The sequence below is a fragment of the Cupriavidus sp. 05T313 genome (assembly GCF_056396665.1).
The window spans coordinates 64,784-84,698 of record NZ_JBFTLX010000008.1 but is presented as its reverse complement, the minus strand read 5'-3'; the positions used below and the strand labels follow the sequence as shown (position 1 = coordinate 84,698).

Here is a 19,915-nt window from a genome sequence, read left to right as displayed (position 1 = left end):
GCGGCGGATGCGCACGAAATCCCTTGGCCCCGCGACGGCGGGGCCAAGGAGAAAGGAAGGCTCAGCGCTGCGGCGCCACTTCCCCGCCCACCAGGGCCGGCAACCGATTACCCTCCGCATCGATCTGCAGCGGGCCGGTGCCCGAGAAGCGATCCAGCGCGAGGTAGATCACCGGCGTGATGAACAGCGTGATCACCTGCGAGAACAGCAGGCCGCCCACCACCGCCAAACCCAGCGGCTGGCGCAGTTCGGCGCCGGCGCCCAGGCCCAGAGCCAGCGGCAGGGCGCCCATGATGGCCGCCAGGGTGGTCATCATGATCGGGCGGAAGCGCAGCAGGCAGGCCTGCCGGATCGCGCGCGCCGGGGCCATGCCCTGTTCGCGCTGCGCCGCCAGCGCGAAGTCGATCATCATGATGGCGTTCTTCTTGACGATGCCGATCAGCATCAGCACGCCGATGGTGGCGATCAGCGACAACTCCACGTTGAAGATGAACAGCGTGAGCAGCGCGCCCACCGCCGCCGACGGCAGGCCTGCCAGGATGGTCAGCGGATGGATGTAGCTTTCATACAGCACGCCCAGCAACGTGTAGATCACCGCGATGGCCGCCACCAGCAGCAGCACCTGGGTCGCCTGCGAGGACTGGAACACCGCAGCGTCGCCGCCCCAGCTCGTGAAGATCGCGGTGGGCATGGCGATCTCCTGCTTGTAGGCATCGATCCTGGACGAGGCATTGCCCAGCGCCGCGCCCGGCGCAAGGTTGAACGACACCGTCACGGAGGGCAACTGGCCCTGGTGGTTCACGGCGATCGGCCCGACCCGGCGCTCGGTGGTGGCGAAGGCCGAGATCGGCACCATCTGCCCGGTCTTGCTGCGCACGTAGATCTTGGAGAAGGCGGTCTCGTCGGCACGGTCGATATCGGCCGCCTGCAGGATCACGTAGTARTTGTCGATCGGCGTGTAGATGGTGGAMACCTGSCGCTCGCCAAASGCGGARTACAGCGCCKGGCGCACGTCCTGGATCTGCACGCCCAGCGCGTTGGCCTTGTCGCGGTCGATGGAGAGCTGCGCTTCCAGGCCCGACTGCTGCGAATCGCTGGTGACGTCGCGGAACAGCGGGTCGGCGCGCATCTTGCCCATCAGCTTGTCGGAGTACTCCTGCAGCTGGCCGGCCTTCACGCTCTGCAGCGTGTACTGGTAGCGGCTCTTGCTCTGGCGCCCGCCCAGGCGCAGGTTCTGCACCGGCGAGAAGTAAACCGCCAGCCCGGCGATCCCGGAGACATCCTTGCGCAGCGACTCCACTACCTTTGCCATCTTGGGCCGCTCGCCGAGCGGCTTGAGCTCGACGAACATGCGGCCGGTGTTGATGGCGGGGGAGGGCCCGCCGCCGATCGACACCACGATGCTGCGCACCGCGGGGTTCTTGCGCATGCGCTCCGCGGCATCGCGCAGGCGGTCGGMCATGGCRTCGAAGGAGATGTCCTGCGGGCCTTCGGCGTTGACCTGGATCTGGCCGATGTCTTCTTCCGGGAAAAAGCCCTTCGGAATGGTCGCGAACAGCACGGCCGTCAGCACGAAGGTCAGGCCGGCCACCGCCAGCACCGACTTGCGGTGCGCCAGGCACCAGTCGAGCCCGCGCGCGTAGCGGTGCAGCGTGAATTCGAACAGGTTTTCGAACCACTGGGTGGAGCGCAGGCCGATGGTCTGCTTCTGCTTGATGGCTGGCGCATGGGCCGCGCCGGCATGGTCGCCATAGGCGTGCTGGGACTCGTCGATCGGCACGTTCTCGGCCGACAGGAAGCGCGCGCACAGCATCGGGATCAGCGTCAGCGACACCAGCGCCGAGACCAGGATCGACAGCGACACCACGGCGGCGAATTCATGGAACAACAAGCCGATCACGCCCGGCATGAAGAAGATGGGGATGAACACCGCGACCAGCGAGATCGAGATCGACAGGATGGTGAAGCCCATCTCGCGCGAGCCGACCAGCGCGGCCTTGAGCGGAGGCACGCCTTCCTCGATGTGCCGCACGATGTTTTCCAGCATCACGATGGCATCGTCCACCACCAGGCCCACGGCGAGCGTGATGGCCAACAGCGAGACGTTGTCCAGGCTGTAGCCGAAGGCCTTCATCAGCGCCACCGTGCCGATCAGCGAGATCGGCAGCGACACGGTGGGGATCAGCGTGGCGGCGGCGCGCCGCAGGAACAGGAAGATCACCATCACCACCAGCCCCACGGTGAGGGCCAGCGTGAACTGCACATCGTGGATGGACTCGCGGATCGATTGCGAGCGGTCGTTGACCACGCTCACGTTGACCGAGTCCGGCATCTGCTGGATCAGGCGCGGCAGCGCGTTCTTGATGGCGTCCACCACCGCCACCGTATTGGCGTCGGGCTGGCGCAGCACGGCCAGCACGATCGAGCGTTCGTTGTTGAGCCAGCTGCCGGTCTTGATGGTTTCGACGCTGTCTTCCACGTCCGCCACGTCGGACAGCCGCACCAGCGCCCCGCTGGGCTGGCTGGCCACGATGATGTTGCGGAAGGCATCGGCGCTGGCGAGCTGGCGGTTGGCCTGGATGGTCAGCGTCTGGCGCGCGCCGTCCAGCGTGCCGACTGGCGTGTTGGCGTTGGCGCGGTTCAGCGCCGTGGCCAGTTCGTCCAGCGTGAGGCCGCGCGCGGCGAGGGCATCCGGGTGGGCACGCACGCGCACCGCAAAGCGCTTCTGGCCAAACACCTGCACCTGCGCCACACCCGGCAGGGTAGCCAGGCTGGGCGAGATCAGGTTGTCGCCGAAGGCATTCAGCTCGGCCAGGCTCATGGCCGGCGAGTTGATCGCCAGCAGCAGCACCGGCGCATCGGCAGGGTTGACCTTGCGGTACGACGGCGGCACCGTCATCTCGATGGGCAGCGCGCGCTGCGCGCGGAACAGCGCCGCCTGCACGTCCACGGCCGCGGCATCGATGTCGCGGTCGTTGTTGAACTCGATGGTGATGCTGGAGTTGCCGAGCGTGTTGGACGAACTGATCACCGACACGCCGGGGATGGTGGCGAACTGCTTTTCCAACTGGGTCGCCACCGAGGCCGCCATGGTCTCGGGGCTGGCCCCTGGCAGCGTGGCGGTGACCTGGATCACCGGCGAATTGAATGACGGCAGCGCCGCGATCGGGATGGTGGGATAGAGCGCGATACCGGTGACGATCACTGCCAGGCATAGCAGGATCGTCATCACCGGACGGCGGATACAGAGCTCGGACAGGGTCATGATGTCAGCGCCCCGGGCTCAATGCCTGGCGTCGGCGGCCGCCGCGCTGGCGGCACCTGCCTTGGCGGCTGGCGTGGCTTCCCGCACCAGGCTGCCGGCACGCAGGTTCTGCGCGCCTTCGACCACCACGCGCGTGCCTGGCGCCACGCCTTCGATCACGGCGGCGCTGGCGGTCGAGACCTGCACCTTGACCGGCATCGGCTTGACGCGGCTGTCTGGCTGCACGGCGTAGACGAAGCGCCCCTCGGGTCCGGTCACCACCGCCTGCGGCGGCACGGAGAGCGCATCCTTCAGCGTCTGCACCACCRCCTCCACGTTGGCGTAGGTGCCCGGCCACAAGCGCTGCAATTCATTATCGAACTGCGCCTTGATGCGGATGCTGCCGTACTGCGGGTCCACCGTGTTGTCGACAAAGCTGATCTTGCCGGTCACCGGGACCTTGCTGCCGTCGTTGGGCAGGGCGGTGACAGCGACGGGGCCGGCGTGCAGCGCCTCGCGCAGCGCGGCGAGCTGGCGCTCGGGCAAGGTAAAGGTGACGGCAATAGGCTGTACCTGGGCGATGGTGACCATCGGCAGAGCGCTGTTGGGCATCACCAGCGAGCCGGGGAACATGTTGATCACGCCGGTGCGCCCGCCGATGGTGGCGCGGATGGCGCCGTAGCTGACCGCCACGCGACTGGCCTCGATGGCGGCCTGGTCGGCGCGGATGGTGGCCTCGAAGCCGTCGACCTTGGCCTGTGCGGTATCCACCGCGCTCTTGGAGATGAAGTTGCGCTCCAGCAGTTCCTTGCTGCGCGCCAGCGTGCGGCGCGCATCGGACAAGTCGGCCTGGTCACGCATCAGCTGGGCCTGCGCCTTGGCGAGGTTGGCCTCGTCCATGCGGGTATCCAGCGTGAAGAGCAGGTCGCCAGGCTTGACGGTCTGGCCTTCCTTGATATGGACAGTGCGCACCGTGCTCGACACCTGCGGGCGGATTTCCACCGTGGCGAGCGCGCTCACCGTGCCGTTGGCCGTGACCCGCAGCGGCACGTCGCCCTGCTGCACCAGGGCGGTGCTGACCACCACCACGGGGGGCGCCTTGGCCGCCGGCTTGGGCGCCATCCAGGCGCGCCAGCCGAACCATCCACCTATGGTCAGCGCGATCAGGACCGCGCCGGTCATCCATGGTGAAACACGTCCTTTCCCGGTACCCATGGCCGGACTCCACTTGCCGTCGACAAAGCCCTTGGCCTGGTCGATCCCGTTCGTTTTCATGTGTGGACTCTCTTACAGTGCGCGCACGAATGCGCCCGCTCCCCGGCGGCCCGGCTTCTGGGGTCCGGTGCCGCGCCGCGACAAAACTGCTACTAGTACAGGATCAGGGGCTTCGACCGCTAGTGCCCCTGCCATCCATGCCATTACAAAGTATTACAGGGATGGATGCCTGCTTGTATCGAGAGTCAAACATTATCAGAAAAGCTGGCTCTGGCGGCCATTGCGTTGCCTGGCATTGATGCTGGCAATCGATACTTCGCGCGGTCCCGGCTCGATGCGTACCGCTTCGCCCGCCCGGAGCTGGCCCGGCGTCACCACGCTGAGATAGATGCCCGAATAGCCGCTTTGCACCATGTGCTGGACCGCGTGCCGGTAGCCCATCACCGCATTCAATTTGTAGCAGGGCCGGCGCGGGGACTCCACTTCGAGCAGCACATCGCCGATCCGCAGGTGGTCCCCCACCCACAAATCGGTCTCCAGCACGCCTTCCAGGGTCAGGTTCTCGCCCATGGCACCGTAGGCGAGCGGCCTGGCGGCGTCGGGGAGGTGAGCTTCCCGGCGCCGCTCGTTCCACCAGGCGAAGTGCTCGGCGGGGTAGGCATAGACCGCTTTATCCAGCCCGCCATGCACGCTCAGGTCGGCCTGTTCGTCACCCGCCAGCCCGAGCGGGCGCACCGCGACCGCGAGCGGATGGAGCAGGGTACTGAGCGGGTGCTTGCGGATGCCCGACATCACGACCGCCTCGGTACCCGCCGCCGCCACGAAGAGCGGCAGGGCCCTGCCGACATTGATGGCGAGCAGGCGCATGCCGTTGGGTGTGCTCATGACGTCTCCCCTGGTCGTTTTTCTCCCATCTTAGCGCGGCGAGTCTGGGGAGGGCGGCGCCAGGCGGATGCCCCGTGTGCGGCGCCGCACGGCCAGGCGGCCGGGAGGCGCCGGGTTGCGTCAGGCCTGCGGCTGCACCGCTTTTCGGCTGCGCCACAGGCAGCCCAAGGCACTCGCCCGTTGCGAAACCACCACCGCCAGCAGCATCAGCGCCGCCGCGCCCCAGTGCAGGGCATTGGCGCCGGCGGTGGCGTAGATCGCCGCGCCGCCCATGGCGCCCAGGGCCTGGCCGAGATAGATGGAGGAGGAGTTGAGCGAGATCGATACCGAAGCGCGCTCTGGCGCCAAAGCCACCAGCCGCGCCTGTTGCGCGCTGTTGGTGGCAAAGCCGCCCACGCCCCACAGCATGAAGATCAGCACCAGCGCCACCGGCCCCAGCGTCGCCAGCGGCCACAGCAGCATGGCCGCCAGCGAAGTCAGCATGGCAAACAGGACAATGCGGGCGGGCGTTACCCGGTCCATGCGCGAAGCCGCCAGCACATTGCCGCTGACACCGCAGGCACCGTAGGCCAGGAACATCAGGCTGAGCGCGCCGCCGCTGATGCCATGCACGTCGCGCAGCAGCGGCGCGATATAGGTAAACAGGGTGAACATGCCGGCCGACTGGATCATGGTAGTGGTCACTACCAGCACCATCGGCGTGTGGCGCAGCACCGCGCCCCAGGCTGCCCGCCCCACCGGTTCGACGTAGAGCCGGGGCGGCAGCGCACGCCATACGCCCACCGCCGCGCCCAGCGCCAGCAGGCCCACCAGCCCCATGCTGAAGCGCCATCCCAGCGTGCTGGCGATCCAGGTACCCAGTGGCACGCCGACCACGCTGGCGACGCTCCACCCCAGGAATACAAAGCTGATGGCACGCCCGCGCGTCTGCGCATTGACCAATAGCGGCAGGGTCGCGGCGGTTTGCGGCGTGTAGATGGCAGCCCCGATCGCGGTCAGGAAACGGATCGCCATCAGGCTGGCGAAGCTTGGGGCAAAGGCCGCCGCCACATGCATCACGGCATACACCAGCAGCGAGCCCGCCAGCAGCAAGCGGCGGTCGATGCGCGAGCCGAGCGTGGCGAACAGCGGCGCGCCCACGCAGGTGGCCAGCGCGAACACGGAGATCAGCTGCCCGGCGGTGCCGGCGCCAAGCTGGAAGTCGCCGGCGATGTGATTCAGCATGCCGGTGACGATCATCGCGCCCGTACCGATGACAAAATTGCCAAGGCACAGCATCAAGAGCCTGGGATCCATGGCGACCGGGGCAGGTAGGAGACGGTGGAAGGACGAAAAGCGCGGCCAGAGGCCGCGCGGAATCTCCCGAGTGTAGCGGTTTTGTTTCGTTCGCGTTGAGCGCAGCGCACTCAGGCGCGGCAGGGGGAACGACCGGGTGCCGGGTATCCGACTTGATTAATCCCGCGCCAGTCGGTAGCGTATCGGCTTTCCCGAGCGCCTGGCCGTCGGCCGCTCCGGCACTTTCTGCTGTAATTCCCCACCCTGTATGCCCGAACTCAATCCGCCCCGCGTGGCGGTCATCATCCCCTGCTACAACGAAGCGGCGACCATTGCCGGCGTTGTGCAATCGTTCCGCCAATACCTGCCGGATGCCGGGTTGTACGTCTTTGACAACAATTCCAGCGACGACACGATCGCCCAGGCGCGCGCCGCTGGCGCAGTGGTACGCTCGGTACCCCTGCAGGGCAAGGGCAACGTCGTACGCCGGATGTTTGCCGATGTCGATGCCGACGTCTATGTCATGGTGGACGGCGATGGCACCTACGACGCCAGCGTCGCCCCGGAACTGGTCCACCGCCTGTGCGCCGAGGGCCTGGACATGGTGGTCGGCGCGCGCGTCAGCGAAGAGCAAGCGGCCTATCGCTTCGGCCACCGCTTTGGCAACGTGCTGCTGACCAGTTTTGCCGCTACCTTGTTTGGCCGCACCTTCACGGACATGCTGTCGGGCTACCGCATCTTCTCGCGCCGCTATGCGAAGTCGTTTCCGGCGCATTCGTCCGGCTTCGAGATCGAGACCGAACTGGCGGTGCACGCGCTGGAGCAGCGCATGCCCGTGGCGGAACAGGAAACCATCTACTATTCGCGCCCGACCGGTTCGGAGAGCAAGCTCAATACATACCGGGACGGCTGGCGCATCCTGATGACCATCCTGCGTCTGTTCAAGTCGGAGAAGCCGCTGGCTTTCTTCTCCACCGGCTTCATGGGTTGCTCACTGCTGTCAGTGATCCTGGCTGTGCCGCTGTTCGAAACCTACCTACGCACGGGCCTGGTGCCACGCCTGCCAACGGCGCTGGTGTGCGTGGCCCTGGTCCTGCTGGGCATCATCCTGCTCACTTGCGGCATCGTGCTCGACACGGTTACGCGTGGCCGCCTGGAGATGAAACGGCTCGCCTACTTGAGCCTACCCGCGCCGCTTGCCCCCCCGGCGGTCACCGCGCAGGCACCGGTCACGCCGCCCGCCGAGCCAGTTGCCGCACCGTGATTCGCAAGCAACTGCTCACGTTCGCCCTGGCGGGGGCAACCGGGTTCGTCGTCGATAGCGGCGTGCTATATGGCGCCCTGGCACTGGGCGCCGGCCACTACCTGGGGCGCCTGCTGTCCTTCCTGGTCGCGGTCTTCGTCACCTGGCGCATCAATCGCCGCCTTACGTTCCCGACGYGGCCAGGAGAATCGGCCTGGCACGAGTGGTGGCGCTATCTGGTGGCGATGTCCGCCGGCGGCGTCATCAACCTGGCCGCCTACAGTGTCGTGATCGCACGCCTGCCCGCCGCCGCCTGGGCGCCGTTGCTGGCGGTTGCCTTCGGCACGGGTTGCGGCCTGGTCTTCAACTTCTTGTCCGCCAAATACTGGGTATTCCGCAAGAAGTCCTGAATCCCTGCCGCCCTTGGCGCGGCAGCCCACCCCGTCAACCATGCCCGTCTTCCCCCGCCTCGCCGCGCTTGTGTCCCGGACCTTCATGCGGCTGCAGCAGCCGCGCGCCCCGTTGCTGGCGTGCATCCTGGTACCGCTCGCCTTCGGCCTGTTTTCTCTCGCGCTGGGCCAGGACCGCAACTGGGACTTGCTCAACTATCACCTGTACAACCCGTACGCATTGCTGAAGGGCCGCATCGGCACCGACCTGGCGCCAGCGCAAATGCAGAGCTACTTCAACCCGCTGCTGGATATCCCGTACTGGCTGATGACGCAGTACTGGCCCGCGCCCCTGGCGGGGTTTGCGATGGGGGTGCTGCACGGGCTCGCCTTCGTGCTGGTGTTTGGCATTGCCCGGCGGGTACTGGTGCCGGCCGGGGCAGGCCAGGAACAGACGCGGCATGGCAGCGCAGTGGCCTTGTTGCTTGCGTTGGCGGGCTGCCTGGGACCGGGCTACCTGTCGGAATTGGGCAACACCATGGGCGACAATGCCACGGCACTGCTCGTATTGGCCGGCTTGTCCGTGCTGCTGCACGGCTGGGAGCGCCTGGGGAGCGCCCATGCCGCCTGGGCTCTGGCCGCGGCAGCCGGTGTGCTGGTGGGCGCAGCCACCGGGCTGAAGCTGACCAATGCCATCTACGCGGTAGCGCTTTGCGCTGCCATGCTGAGCCTGCCGCTGCGCTGGCCGCGCCGGCTCTGGCTGGCCTGGGTGTTCGGGCTGGGCGTGCTGGCGGGGATCGCCCTGACCGCGGGATACTGGTTCGCCCTGATGTGGTCGAATTTCGCCAATCCGCTCTTTCCGCAGTTCAATGCGTTTTTCCACAACACGCTGGCGGCGCCGATCTCGGTGGCGGACACGCGGTGGCTGCCACGCAGCGCGATGGAAGCCGTGATGTTTCCCTTCGTCATCGTCGCCGATGCCAAGCGCGTGGGCGAGGTGCCGACGCGGCCGTTCGTGTGGCCGCTGTTGTATGCGCTGGTCTGCTGCTGGACTGTGCGCGCCGGCTGGCGGGCGTGGCGCGGCAAGCCGTCAGGCGCCGCCAGCGCTGACTTGCCGCCGCTCGCGCCGCAAGCGCGCCTGGTGCTGGCGTTCGTGGCAGCGGCATTCCTGACCTGGCTGGCTTTGTTCAGCATCTACCGCTATTGCGTCGCCATGGAGCTGCTGGCGCCCCTCGCCGTCTGGCTGGTGGTGCAACGCCTGCTGCCAGCCCGTGCGGCCGGGCGCACGGGTGCCATTGCGCTCGCCATGGTGGCGCTTGCCGCACTGACTGGCATGAAAACCTGGGGCCACGAATCCTGGGCACGGCAGGCCTTCAGACTCACGCTCCCGGATGTGCCGCTTGACACAAATACCACCGTCTTCCTGACTGGCGGGGCTGTGGCCCAAGGATGGCTGGCAACGCAATTTCCGGCTGCAGTGACATTTGCAGCGCTCAACTCCAACTTTCCGGAAGGGCCAGCCTATGTCGGGCGCGTGCAAGCCATGCTGGCCCAGCGGCCGGGCCAGGCCTACGCGCTGCTGCCCGCAAATGTGAACTGGCGTGCGCAGAGCGTGGCGCGGATGAACGATTCGCTGGCGGGAATCGGGGTGTCGGCCAATGGCAGCCTCTGCAAGATGCTGGGTTCGGCACTTGGCCGGCTGCGCGTCCATGCACAACTGGCCGCGCCACAGCCGGGCGGCGAAGGCGCCACCTGCACCCTGGCCCCGCTGCCGCAGGACCTGAGCGACCTTGCCGCCGAAGATCGGGCGGAAGTGGCGCTGCAAAGCCCCGGCCTGCTGCGCTATGGTCTGGTGCTCCAGGCCGGAGGCTGCCGCACCTATGATGCCTTCATCGGCGCGGACGCGCGGCCTTACCAGTTGTGCCCGGTAAAGCTGGGCCATCCGGCAGGCGGTTCAGCCGCACCTGGCGCCTAGCGCCTAGCGCGACAACGCCGGCGTCAGCGCCTTGGGGTTGGCGATGCTGTCGTGCTTGCCGGACAGCACATCGAGGATGTTCTGGAACGCGATGYGGAAGTACATCTCGTAGCTTTCGCGCTCGACATAGCCCAGGTGCGGCGTGCAGATGCAGTTTTCCATGCGCAGCAGGGCATGGCCCTGCAGGATGGGTTCGGACTCGAACACGTCGACCGCCGCCATGCCGGGGCGGCCGCGGTTGAGACCGGTCAGCAGGGCGTTTTCCTCCACCAGTTCGGCCCGGCTGGTGTTGACGAACAGCGCGGTCGGCTTCATGCGGGAGAAGTCTGCCAGCTTGACCAGTCCGCGCGTCTCGTCATTAAGGCGCAGATGCAGCGACAACACATCGCTTTCGGTAAACAATTGCTCTTGCGACTCCGCCACGGCCAGGCCATCCTCGCGGGCGCTTTTCTGCGAGTTCTCGCGTCCCCAGACCAGTACGTTCATGCCGAAGGCGCGGCCATAGCCCGCCAGCAACTTGCCAATCTTGCCGTAGCCCCAGATCCCGAGCGTCTGCCCGCGCAGCACCTGTCCCAGGCCGAAGTTGGGCGGCATGGTGGTGGACTTGAGCCCGGACTGCTGCCAGGCGCCATGCTTGAGGCTGGCCACGTACTGCGGAATGCGGCGCTGGGCCGCCATGATCAGGGCCCAGGTGAGTTCGGYCGGGGCCACCGGCGAGCCCGCGCCTTCGAGCACGGCCACGCCGCGCTCGGTACAGGCTTCGACATCCACATGGCTGCCAATGCGGCCGGTCTGGCTGATGATCTTGAGTTTGGGTAGTTTTTCCAGCAGTTGGCGGGTGATGCGCGAACGTTCGCGAATCAGCACCACGGCCTCCACGTCCGAAAGGCGCGCGGCCAGCTGGCCGACGCCCTTGACGGTGTTGTTGAACACCTTGACGTCATGGCCGTCAAGCAGGCTGAAGCAAGACAGCTTGCGCACGGAATCCTGATAATCGTCGAGTACGGCAATCTTCATCGGAAACTCTGGTTTGGCAATCGCAAGGTGCGCCCACCCACAGAACAGGGCACCCATCAACGTTATAGTTTTTACCACCTGTCGCGCGACACCGCGGTGGATGCGGGGCGCAGCGGGAACGGCGAGAACAATTCGGCACAACAACGGAAGTGCGCCGCCAGACAGGGAAACGGGACAAAACGACAAGGCCGGAATCGCGCACGAACATTGCTGCGGAGCAAAAAACAGCGGCGTGCGGCAGTGGTATCCTTGCCGGTTCCGATTCGGGAACGGATTGTCGGTCGAGCCTCGCTCCCGCCACCCGGACCGCGTCGGACAATGCTTGCCGGCCCCTGTCATGGGCGAAGCGCCACTGTAGCGCAGCCGCAGGGCCAGCCGCGACCTTTTGCGCAGTTCCGGTCGCTGTGGAGTTGTAACGGGATGTGACGATCCACCGGCCCGGCGCGGAACCAGCGGCGAGCCGCCGCGGTCTGCTCTGGCAAGGAGGCTCGCCGCCAGCCGTTTCCGGCGGTGGCAGTGCGGGCCAGGCTTTGCAAGAATTCTCTCTACGCTTTGGAGTTGCAGTATGAACCACCCCACAATGCAGGGCACGCCCGCACTCAACGTTCCAGCCTGGGTCAAGCACCAGAAGCTGATTGCCTGGGTTGCCGAGTTCGCGGCCCTCGCCAAACCCGACAATATCCACTGGTGCGACGGCTCGCAGGAAGAGTACGACCGCCTGTGCGAGCAGATGGTCGCCGCCGGCACCATGAAGCGCCTCAACCCGGCCAAGCGCAAGAACTCGTTCCTGGCGCTGTCCGATCCGTCCGATGTGGCGCGTGTGGAAGACCGCACCTTCATCTGCTCGCAGAAGAAGGAAGATGCCGGCGCCACCAACAACTGGACCGCCCCGGCGGAAATGCGCCAGACGCTGGCCGGCCTGTTCGATGGCTGCATGCGCGGCCGGACCCTGTATGTGGTGCCGTTCTCGATGGGCCCGCTGGGCTCGCCGATCGCCCACATCGGCGTGGAACTGTCGGATTCGCCATATGTTGCGGTCAATATGCGCATCATGACGCGCATGGGCCGCGCCGTGTTCGACGTGCTGGACACCGATGGCGAGTTCGTACCGTGCGTGCATACCGTGGGCAAGCCGCTGGCTGCCGGCGAGAAGGACGTGGCGTGGCCGTGCAACGCCACCAAGTACATCGTGCATTTCCCGGAAACGCGCGAGATCTGGTCCTACGGCTCGGGTTACGGCGGCAACGCGCTGCTGGGCAAGAAATGTTTCGCACTGCGTATCGCTTCGACCATGGGCCGCGATGAAGGCTGGCTGGCCGAGCATATGCTGATCCTCGGCGTGACCTCGCCCGAGGGCAAGAAATACCATGTGGCCGCGGCGTTCCCGTCGGCCTGCGGCAAGACCAACTTCGCCATGCTGATCCCGCCCAAGGGCTTCGAGGGCTGGAAGGTCACCACCATCGGCGACGAYATCGCCTGGATCAAGCCGGGCCAGGACGGCCGCCTGTACGCCATCAACCCGGAAGCCGGCTATTTCGGCGTGGCGCCGGGCACCAGCGAGAAGACCAACTTCAACGCGATGGCCACCCTGAAGGAAAACGTCATCTTTACCAATGTCGCGCTGACCGACGACGGCGACGTGTGGTGGGAAGGCATGAGCAAGGAAGCTCCGGCCCACCTGATCGACTGGCAGGGCAAGGACTGGACGCCGGCCATCGCCAAGGAAACCGGCGCCAAGGCCGCGCACCCGAACGCCCGTTTCACCGCGCCGGCCGTGCAGTGCCCGTCGATCGACGAGAACTGGGACAACCCGGCTGGCGTCGCCATCGACGCGTTCATCTTCGGCGGCCGCCGCTCCACCACGGTGCCGCTGGTGACCGAAGCCCGCAACTGGACCGAAGGCGTCTACATGGCCGCCACCATGGGCTCGGAAACCACCGCCGCCGCTGCCGGCCAACAAGGCGTGGTGCGCCGCGACCCGTTCGCCATGCTGCCGTTCTGCGGCTACAACATGAGCGACTACTTCGGCCACTGGCTGGCGCTGGGCAAGAAGCTGGAAGCCAGCGGCGCCAAGCTGCCGGGCATCTACTGCGTCAACTGGTTCCGCAAGGACGCGGACGGCAACTTCGTGTGGCCGGGCTTCGGCGAGAACATGCGCGTGCTGTCGTGGATGATCGACCGCGTCGAAGGYCGTGGCCAGGGCAGTGACCACGTGTTCGGTACCTCGCCGCGCTACGAGGACCTGAACTGGCAAGGCCTGGATTTCACCAAGCAGCAGTTCGACCAGGTCACCTCCATCGATCACGCCGCCTGGCAACAGGAACTGGCGCTGCACGAGGAACTGTTCACGCAACTCAAGCACAACCTGCCGCAAGCCCTGGTGGATGCCAAGGCCGCGCTGGCCAAGCGCCTGTCTGCCTAAATAGCAGGCAACCTGGCTGGCAACCCGGGTCCGTCCCGGGCACCGGCAAAAGGAAGCCCACCCCGGCAACGGGGTGGGCTTTTTCCATTGTGGCGCCGCCGGCAGCGTCAGCCCGGGCTGCCGCCCTGCGCATCGCCATGCTCCACGGCATATTTCACCAGTTCCGCGCGGCCTTCGATGCCGAGCTTGCGCCGCAGGTTGAGCCGGTGCGTCTCGATGGTGCGCACCGACACGCCGAGCGCCGCGGCGATGTCCTTGTTGGCCTGCCCCTGGCCGATGCAGTTGAAGATATCCCGCTCGCGCGGAGTGAGCGCGTCGAGCGGGCCGGCGGCAGGCGTCTGCTCGGCCATGCTGCGGGCGATGCGCGCGCTGTAGAAGACGCGTCCGGCCAGCACCGCGGCAATGGCGGCCATCAGCTCGTCGGCCGGCGCATCCTTGAGCACATAGCCGCGCGCGCCGGCACGGATCGCCTGGCGCACGTATTCGAGGTTGTCATGCATCGACACGATCAGCACGGCCAGTTCGGGATAGTCCTCGTGCAGAGCGGCAGCCAGCGCGATGCCGCCCATGCCCCGCATGCCGATATCGGTGATGACCAGGTCCGGCATGCGCTCGGCGCCGGCGTGCGCCAGCCAGGCCAGCGCGGCTTCGCCGTCGTCGGCTTCGCCCACTACCGCGAGTTCGGGCTGCAGGCCCAGGCGCATGCGCATGCCGTCGCGCACCAGCGCATGGTCGTCGATCAGCAGGACACGGGCGGGTGCATGGCTCATGAGTGTGTAGTTCCAGGTAAGTCTTGGGGGGCCTGCCGCGATGGGGCGGGCACGACCGGCACCGCGGCGTGCAGCCGGGTCGTGCCCGGCGCGGAGACGATATCGAACTCGCCGCCCAGCGCGGCAATGCGTTCGCGCAGATTGCGCAGGCCAATGCCGCGCTTGGGATCATGCTGCATGCGCGCCACGTCGAAGCCGGCGCCGTCATCCTGCACCGTCAGCCGGGTAGCGTTGGCGTCGAACGCCAGCACCAGGGTGACATGGCGCGCATGCGCGTGACGCTCCACATTGGTAAGCGCCTCCTGGGCGATGCGGAACAGCGCGGTGGCCTGCTCGTCGGCCAGTTCGCGCGGCTTGCCGGTACGCGATACCGTGATCTGCAGCCCGCTGCCCTCCTGCATCTCGCGAGCGAGATGCTCAAGCGCGGCGAACAGGCCGAGGTCGTCCAGCAGGGCGGGGCGCAGGTTGCGAGCCACCCTGCGCACTTCATTGAACACGGTGTCCAGACGGACCAGCGCCGTGCCAAGCACGGGCGCAACCGAGGTGCCCTCTGCCGGCGCCATGCGCAGGCGGTTGGCGGCGGTCTCCAGCAGCAACTTGACCGACACCAGCAGTTGGCTGATGCCGTCATGCAGTTCGCGAGACAGGCGCGCGCGTTCCTCCTCCTGCGACTGCACCACGCGCTGCGCCAGTTGCCGGAGCTTGGCGTCGGCCTCGCGGTGCTCGCTGACGTTGAGGGCGAGCCCGCTGGCGGCGACCAGCAGGATGCTGATGGCGGCGATCACGCCGATCCACGCCATGGTTTCCCGGATGTCGGTCTCCGCCCGCGCATCCAGCTGGCGCAGCGTGCGCTCGACGTCGTCGAGGTAAATGCCCGTGCCCAACATCCAGTTCCATTCCGGCACGGCGACCACATAGCCAAGCTTGGGGGCCAGTTGCTGCGAGGAGGGCTTCTTCCACTGGTAACGCACCGACCCGCCGCCCGCCCGGGCCGCCGCGATCAGCTTCTGGATGGTGAGAGCGCCCTGCGGGTCACGCATGCTCCACAAATCCTGCCCCACCAGCTCGGGCTGGCGTGGGTGCATCAGGTTGCGGCCCTGCATGTCGTAGAGGAAAAAATAGCCATCGGGACCGTAGTCGAGGCGCGCCAGCGCCTGCATGGCGGCATCGCGCGTGGCGGCATCGATGCGGCCGGAATGCACCATCGGCGCAATCGCGCTTTGCGCCAGTTCCACGTAGTGGCGCAGCTCGGTTTCCTTGCTTTGCAGGTAGGCTGCCTCGACCAGCACGCGCTCATGGCGGGCCAGTTCGCTGGCCTGGTAGCGCACGGCCAGGGCGATGCCGAGCATGGCGACGGCGAGCGGCGCGACGGCCAGCAACAGGATTTTTTGACGGAGTTTCATCGGTACCGGGGTAAACACGGATAACGCGCAAGCGGCATGTGATCGTCGATCTGCGTAGTAACACGCAGCGCCGCTGCGTAGTTCCGCGCTTGTGCCGCCAGGGACGGGTGTCAATACTACACGCCGGACGCGCGATCTCTGCCCGGCAGTGGTTTGCATGCGTCCTGCGCAGTGGGTGCGCCCAGCGACAAAGCTGTTTGCATCGCCCGCCTGCGACGACGGAACCGGAACTTGCGAGACATACCGGGCGCCGGCGAAAGATCTGGCAGGGAACAGCTTGTGCCGCCCGCCTCCCTTCGCCCGCCGCCGCCAGGGACACCAACCGCGTGTCCCGCTTGCTTGCCTGCCCTGCCGCCGCTGGCTCCCAATAAATGGTCTGAGGAGATCCTCATCATGAATCGCATCGGGCAACACCTGGTGTGGCTGGCCGTCGCCATCCTTGGCGCCTTCGCCTTTGCCACCGTTGCACTGTCTCGCGGCGAAGCCGTCAGTGCCTTGTGGATCGTGGTCGCCGCGGTCTGTATCTATCTGATCGCCTACCGCTACTACAGCAAGTTCATCGCCGAAAAGGTGATGCAGCTGGATCCCAAACGCATGACGCCAGCCTGGCGCCACAACGACGGGCTGGACTACGTGCCGACCAACAAGGCCGTGCTGTTCGGCCACCACTTTGCCGCCATCGCCGGCGCCGGCCCGCTGGTGGGCCCGGTGCTTGCGGCGCAGATGGGCTACATGCCGGGCATGCTGTGGATCCTGGCCGGCGTGGTGTTTGCCGGCGCGGTACAGGACTTCATGGTGCTGTTCATCTCCACGCGCCGCGACGGCCGCTCGCTGGGCGACCTGATCAAGTCCGAAATGGGCACGATACCCGGCATGATCGCGTTGTTCGGCTGCTTCATGATCATGATCATCATCCTGGCGGTGCTGGCGCTGATCGTGGTGAAGGCGCTGGCGGACTCGCCCTGGGGCACCTTCACGGTGGCGGTGACGATTCCCATCGCCCTTTTCATGGGGATCTACACGCGCTACATCCGCCCGGGCCGCATCGGCGAAGTGTCGGTAATCGGTTTCGTGCTGCTGATGCTCGCCATCATCGGCGGCCAGTATGTGCATGAAAGCGCCGTGCTGGCGCCGCTGTTCACCTACGACGGCAAGGCGCTCACGTGGATGCTGATCATCTACGGTTTTATCGCCGCCGTGCTGCCGGTGTGGCTGCTGCTGGCCCCGCGCGACTATCTGTCCACCTTCCTGAAAATCGGCACCATCATCGCGCTGGCCATCGGCATCCTGATCGTGGCGCCGGAGCTGAAGATGCCGGCGTTCACGCAGTTCGCCAAGGGCGGCGGGCCGGTGTGGTCGGGCAACCTGTTCCCGTTCCTCTTCATCACCATCGCCTGCGGCGCGGTATCGGGCTTCCACGCGCTGRTCTCGTCGGGCACCACGCCCAAGCTGCTGGAAAGCGAAGCGCATATGCGCTTTATCGGGTACGGCGCGATGCTGGCCGAGTCCTTCGTCGCCATCATGGCGCTGGTGGCCGCCTCGGTGATCGAACCGGGCGTGTACTTCGCCATGAACAGCCCGGCGGCCGTGATCGGCACCTCGCCGGAATCCGTGGCCCAGGTGGTATCTGGCTGGGGCTTCGTCATCACCCCGGACGTGCTGATCCAGACCGCCAAGGATGTCGGCGAAAACACCATCATCTCGCGTGCCGGCGGTGCGCCGACGCTGGCGGTGGGCATCGCCCACATCCTGCACCAGGTGGTGGGCGGCCAGGCCATGATGGCSTTCTGGTACCACTTCGCCATCMTGTTCGAGGCGCTSTTCATCCTGACCGCGGTGGATGCGGGCACCCGTGCCGGCCGTTTCATGCTGCAGGACCTGCTGGGCAGCTTCGTGCCCTCGTTCCGCCGCACCGACTCGCTGCCGGCCAACCTGATCGCCACGGCGCTGACCGTGTCGTTCTGGGGCTACTTCCTGTACCAGGGCGTGGTTGACCCGCTGGGCGGGATCAACACGTTGTGGCCGCTGTTCGGCATCTCCAACCAGATGCTGGCCGCGGTGGCGCTGGTGCTCGGTACCTGCGTGCTGGTGAAGATGAAGCGCGGGCAGTACGCCTGGGTTACCCTGGTGCCCACCATCTGGCTACTGATCTGCACGCTGACCGCCGGCTGGCAAAAGCTGTTCGACGCCGATCCCAAGGTCAGCTTCCTGACCCACGCGGCCAAGTTCAGCGACGCCATCGCCCAGGGCAAGGTACTGGCGCCGGCCAAGTCGATGGAGCAGATGCACCGAATCGTCTTCAACGATTACCTGGACGCCGGCCTGTGCGCGCTGTTCATGTTCGTGGTGCTGTCGATCGTGTTCTACGGTTTCAAGACCGCCATGAAGGCCCGCGCGGTGAACCGCCCGACCGACCGCGAGACGCCGTTCGAACCGATGCCGGCTTCGGCCTCGGCGCAGTCCTGAGTTCGCGCGGCAGCCACTGGCAAGCGCAAACCCGATATTTGGAAACAGGAGATCCAGCATGCTTGAGCAACTTGGAACCATGGGACGCTACCTGGGCCAGTCCCTGCGCCTGATGGTGGGTTTGCCGGACTACCAGACCTATGTGGCCCATATGGAGTCAACCCACCCCGACCGCGAGCCCATGAGCTACGAGGCATTCTTCCGCGAACGCCAGGAAGCGCGTTACGGCGGCGGGCAGGGCAAGTGCTGCTGAACCGCATGATATCCACGTAACATCGTGGACGGGCCGCCCCAAAAGGCGGCCCGTTTTACGTTTCCCCAGGGGTTACAGGGCCTTACACGTGGTTACAGCAAGTCCGGAGCGACTTCTCTACACTTGCGCCATCGTTGCTAACCCAAGGAAAAAGAACATGTCTCGCCACACCGTTCGCAGTTTCACCCTGGCCATCGCCCTGGCGGCATCCGCGCTGCCGGTGTTCGCGGGCGATATGAACAATGCCCTCGGCGGCGCGCTCGGCGGTGTCGCCGGGGCGGCGGTGGGCGGCGCGCTTGGCGGCTCGACCGGTGCCGTGATCGGCGGCGCGGTAGGCGGCGGCGCTGGCGGCGCGGTCACCTCCAACCGGCGCGAGCGCACCGGTGCCATCATCGGTGGCGCGCTGGGCGGCGGCGCGGGTACGGCAGCAGGCAACGCCATGGGCGGGCGCACCGGCGGCCTGCTGGGTGCCGCGGTAGGTGGCGGCGCTGGCGCCGCACTAGGCGGCAACGTCTCGCGCAGCAACTCCTATGCGGACGAGCGCGCCCGCGGTTATCGCGACGACCGCTATTACCGCAGCGGCTACAAGCGCAAGCATGGCCGTGGCCACTACCATCACGATCACGACGACTGATCGGCCTGGTGGGGCCGTTGCCCCGCGCGCAGGCGGCCGGTGTGCAATGCCGGCAGGAAAACGGGCCATTCGCGGCCCGTTTTTTTATGCCCGCGAGGCCCGTCAGCAGAGATTTCAGGAAAGAGGACAAGGCAAGGGATGAGCATCGGGGCGTATGATGCATCACCTGCAGGCTACGTCCGTAGCAGGACACCACGCGGACGGGATAGTAGGGCAGGGGCAATGCCGGACAATGAGGTGCCCAAAAACAAACATGCCCGTACCGGCGCGGTACGGGCATGTCCTCCGGTTAGTACGGGGAGAGAGCTTCCGCTCCCTCCCCGTCGGCCTGTGGAGATCAGCCGAAAGGGGTGAAAACCGCCGGCAGAGACGATGCCTGCCGGCTGGCCAGCGGCCTTACAGGCTTGCTGCGCCGTCGCTGAACACGTCGAACTTGCCGGCCTTGGCGCCGTCGGTGTACGGGTCGAACTTGCCGGCGCGGGCGCCATCGGTGAATGCGTCGAACTTGCCGGCGCGGGCACCGTCGGTGAAGCTGTCAAACTTGCCGGCCCTGCCGCCGTTGCTGTAAACCGAGGTCTGGGTGGCGCGGGCGCCATCGGTATAGGGGTCGAACTTGCCGGTCTTGGCGAAAGCGGGCGCGGCGGTCAGGGCAGCGGCGAGCGTGGCGGCAGCGGCGATCAGGGCGTAACGTTGGTTTTTCATGATTGAGTCCTTTCCACAGGCA

15 protein-coding genes are annotated in these 19,915 nt (G+C 66.5%); 7 read left to right on the top strand and 8 right to left on the bottom strand.

Annotated elements, in window-relative coordinates; genetic code table 11:
• Positions 1-61: 61 nt before the first annotated feature.
• The 4 genes from AC1DKD_RS03405 to AC1DKD_RS03390 all read right to left on the bottom strand — a co-directional run bounded on the left by AC1DKD_RS03405 (position 62) and on the right by AC1DKD_RS03390 (position 6,640).
• Positions 62-3,265, bottom strand: a complete 3,204-nt coding sequence (locus AC1DKD_RS03405; protein ID WP_477142934.1) for an efflux RND transporter permease subunit — start codon at positions 3,263-3,265, stop codon at positions 62-64.
• Positions 3,266-3,283: 18 nt separating this feature from the next.
• The gene (locus AC1DKD_RS03400) at positions 3,284-4,519 is read right to left on the bottom strand and encodes an efflux RND transporter periplasmic adaptor subunit (protein WP_477142933.1); all 1,236 of its coding nucleotides are present in this window, start codon (positions 4,517-4,519) and stop codon (positions 3,284-3,286) included.
• Between the two features lie 195 nt (positions 4,520-4,714).
• Complete coding sequence (locus AC1DKD_RS03395; protein ID WP_441634313.1) at positions 4,715-5,344, bottom strand: MOSC domain-containing protein; 630 nt, start codon at positions 5,342-5,344, stop codon at positions 4,715-4,717.
• A gap of 120 nt (positions 5,345-5,464) precedes the next feature.
• Positions 5,465-6,640, bottom strand: a complete 1,176-nt coding sequence (locus AC1DKD_RS03390; protein WP_441634311.1) for an MFS transporter — start codon at positions 6,638-6,640, stop codon at positions 5,465-5,467.
• Positions 6,641-6,887: 247 nt separating this feature from the next.
• Here AC1DKD_RS03390 and AC1DKD_RS03385 point away from each other — a divergent pair, with 247 nt between their 5' ends.
• The 3 genes from AC1DKD_RS03385 to AC1DKD_RS03375 are packed head-to-tail and all read left to right on the top strand — an operon-like array spanning position 6,888 to position 10,226.
• Complete coding sequence (locus tag AC1DKD_RS03385) at positions 6,888-7,883, top strand: glycosyltransferase (RefSeq protein WP_428178334.1); 996 nt, start codon at positions 6,888-6,890, stop codon at positions 7,881-7,883.
• Positions 7,880-8,272 carry a GtrA family protein gene (locus AC1DKD_RS03380; RefSeq protein WP_477142932.1) on the top strand — a complete coding sequence of 131 codons (393 nt, stop codon included), beginning with the start codon at positions 7,880-7,882 and terminating at the stop codon, positions 8,270-8,272. Before AC1DKD_RS03385 ends, AC1DKD_RS03380 begins: the two co-directional genes overlap by 4 nt.
• A 40-nt stretch (positions 8,273-8,312) precedes the next feature.
• Positions 8,313-10,226, top strand: a complete 1,914-nt coding sequence (locus AC1DKD_RS03375) for a hypothetical protein (RefSeq protein ID WP_441634307.1) — start codon at positions 8,313-8,315, stop codon at positions 10,224-10,226.
• Between the two features lie 3 nt (positions 10,227-10,229).
• On the opposite strand, the gene AC1DKD_RS03370 is transcribed toward AC1DKD_RS03375, so the two are convergent.
• The gene (locus tag AC1DKD_RS03370) at positions 10,230-11,243 is read right to left on the bottom strand and encodes a D-2-hydroxyacid dehydrogenase family protein (protein ID WP_477142931.1); all 1,014 of its coding nucleotides are present in this window, start codon (positions 11,241-11,243) and stop codon (positions 10,230-10,232) included.
• Between the two features lie 565 nt (positions 11,244-11,808).
• Between AC1DKD_RS03370 and AC1DKD_RS03365 the strand changes: the two genes are divergently transcribed.
• The gene (locus tag AC1DKD_RS03365) at positions 11,809-13,665 is read left to right on the top strand and encodes a phosphoenolpyruvate carboxykinase (GTP) (protein ID WP_441634305.1); all 1,857 of its coding nucleotides are present in this window, start codon (positions 11,809-11,811) and stop codon (positions 13,663-13,665) included.
• Positions 13,666-13,772: 107 nt separating this feature from the next.
• On the opposite strand, the gene AC1DKD_RS03360 is transcribed toward AC1DKD_RS03365, so the two are convergent.
• Positions 13,773-14,435: a response regulator gene (locus AC1DKD_RS03360; protein WP_035865578.1), complete on the bottom strand. Its 663-nt coding sequence runs from the start codon at positions 14,433-14,435 to the stop codon at positions 13,773-13,775.
• A complete protein-coding gene (locus AC1DKD_RS03355; protein ID WP_441634303.1) occupies positions 14,432-15,838 on the bottom strand; it encodes a cache domain-containing protein in 1,407 nt (468 codons plus the stop codon). The genes AC1DKD_RS03360 and AC1DKD_RS03355 overlap by 4 nt, the downstream gene beginning before the upstream one ends.
• 393 nt (positions 15,839-16,231) lie before the next feature.
• On the opposite strand from AC1DKD_RS03355, the gene AC1DKD_RS03350 reads away from it, so the two are divergent.
• The 3 genes from AC1DKD_RS03350 (at position 16,232) to AC1DKD_RS03340 (ending at position 19,191) form a co-directional block, all read left to right on the top strand.
• On the top strand, positions 16,232-18,304 hold the full coding sequence (locus AC1DKD_RS03350) for a carbon starvation CstA family protein (protein WP_477142930.1): 2,073 nt from the start codon (positions 16,232-16,234) through the stop codon (positions 18,302-18,304).
• A gap of 58 nt (positions 18,305-18,362) precedes the next feature.
• The gene (locus AC1DKD_RS03345) at positions 18,363-18,557 is read left to right on the top strand and encodes a YbdD/YjiX family protein (protein ID WP_013958452.1); all 195 of its coding nucleotides are present in this window, start codon (positions 18,363-18,365) and stop codon (positions 18,555-18,557) included.
• Positions 18,558-18,714: 157 nt separating this feature from the next.
• Complete coding sequence (locus AC1DKD_RS03340; RefSeq protein WP_477103009.1) at positions 18,715-19,191, top strand: hypothetical protein; 477 nt, start codon at positions 18,715-18,717, stop codon at positions 19,189-19,191.
• 396 nt (positions 19,192-19,587) lie between these two features.
• Here AC1DKD_RS03340 and AC1DKD_RS03335 read toward each other — a convergent pair whose 3' ends face one another.
• Positions 19,588-19,893, bottom strand: coding sequence for a hypothetical protein (locus AC1DKD_RS03335; protein ID WP_441637266.1), 306 nt, complete (start codon positions 19,891-19,893; stop codon positions 19,588-19,590).
• Between the last annotated feature and the right edge of the window lie 22 nt (positions 19,894-19,915).

Excerpts from the sequence above, each read along its gene's own strand:
- AC1DKD_RS03395 (WP_441634313.1), bottom strand. The coding sequence starts at position 5,344 with ATGAGCACACCCAACGGCATGCGCCTGCTCGCCATCAATGTCGGCAGG.
- AC1DKD_RS03390 (WP_441634311.1), bottom strand. The coding sequence starts at position 6,640 with ATGGATCCCAGGCTCTTGATGCTGTGCCTTGGCAATTTTGTCATCGGT.
- AC1DKD_RS03385 (WP_428178334.1), top strand. The coding sequence starts at position 6,888 with ATGCCCGAACTCAATCCGCCCCGCGTGGCGGTCATCATCCCCTGCTAC.
- AC1DKD_RS03375 (WP_441634307.1), top strand. The coding sequence starts at position 8,313 with ATGCCCGTCTTCCCCCGCCTCGCCGCGCTTGTGTCCCGGACCTTCATG.
- AC1DKD_RS03360 (WP_035865578.1), bottom strand. The coding sequence starts at position 14,435 with ATGAGCCATGCACCCGCCCGTGTCCTGCTGATCGACGACCATGCGCTG.
- AC1DKD_RS03355 (WP_441634303.1), bottom strand. The coding sequence starts at position 15,838 with ATGAAACTCCGTCAAAAAATCCTGTTGCTGGCCGTCGCGCCGCTCGCC.
- AC1DKD_RS03345 (WP_013958452.1), top strand. The coding sequence starts at position 18,363 with ATGCTTGAGCAACTTGGAACCATGGGACGCTACCTGGGCCAGTCCCTG.
- AC1DKD_RS03340 (WP_477103009.1), top strand. The coding sequence starts at position 18,715 with ATGTCTCGCCACACCGTTCGCAGTTTCACCCTGGCCATCGCCCTGGCG.
- AC1DKD_RS03335 (WP_441637266.1), bottom strand. The coding sequence starts at position 19,893 with ATGAAAAACCAACGTTACGCCCTGATCGCCGCTGCCGCCACGCTCGCC.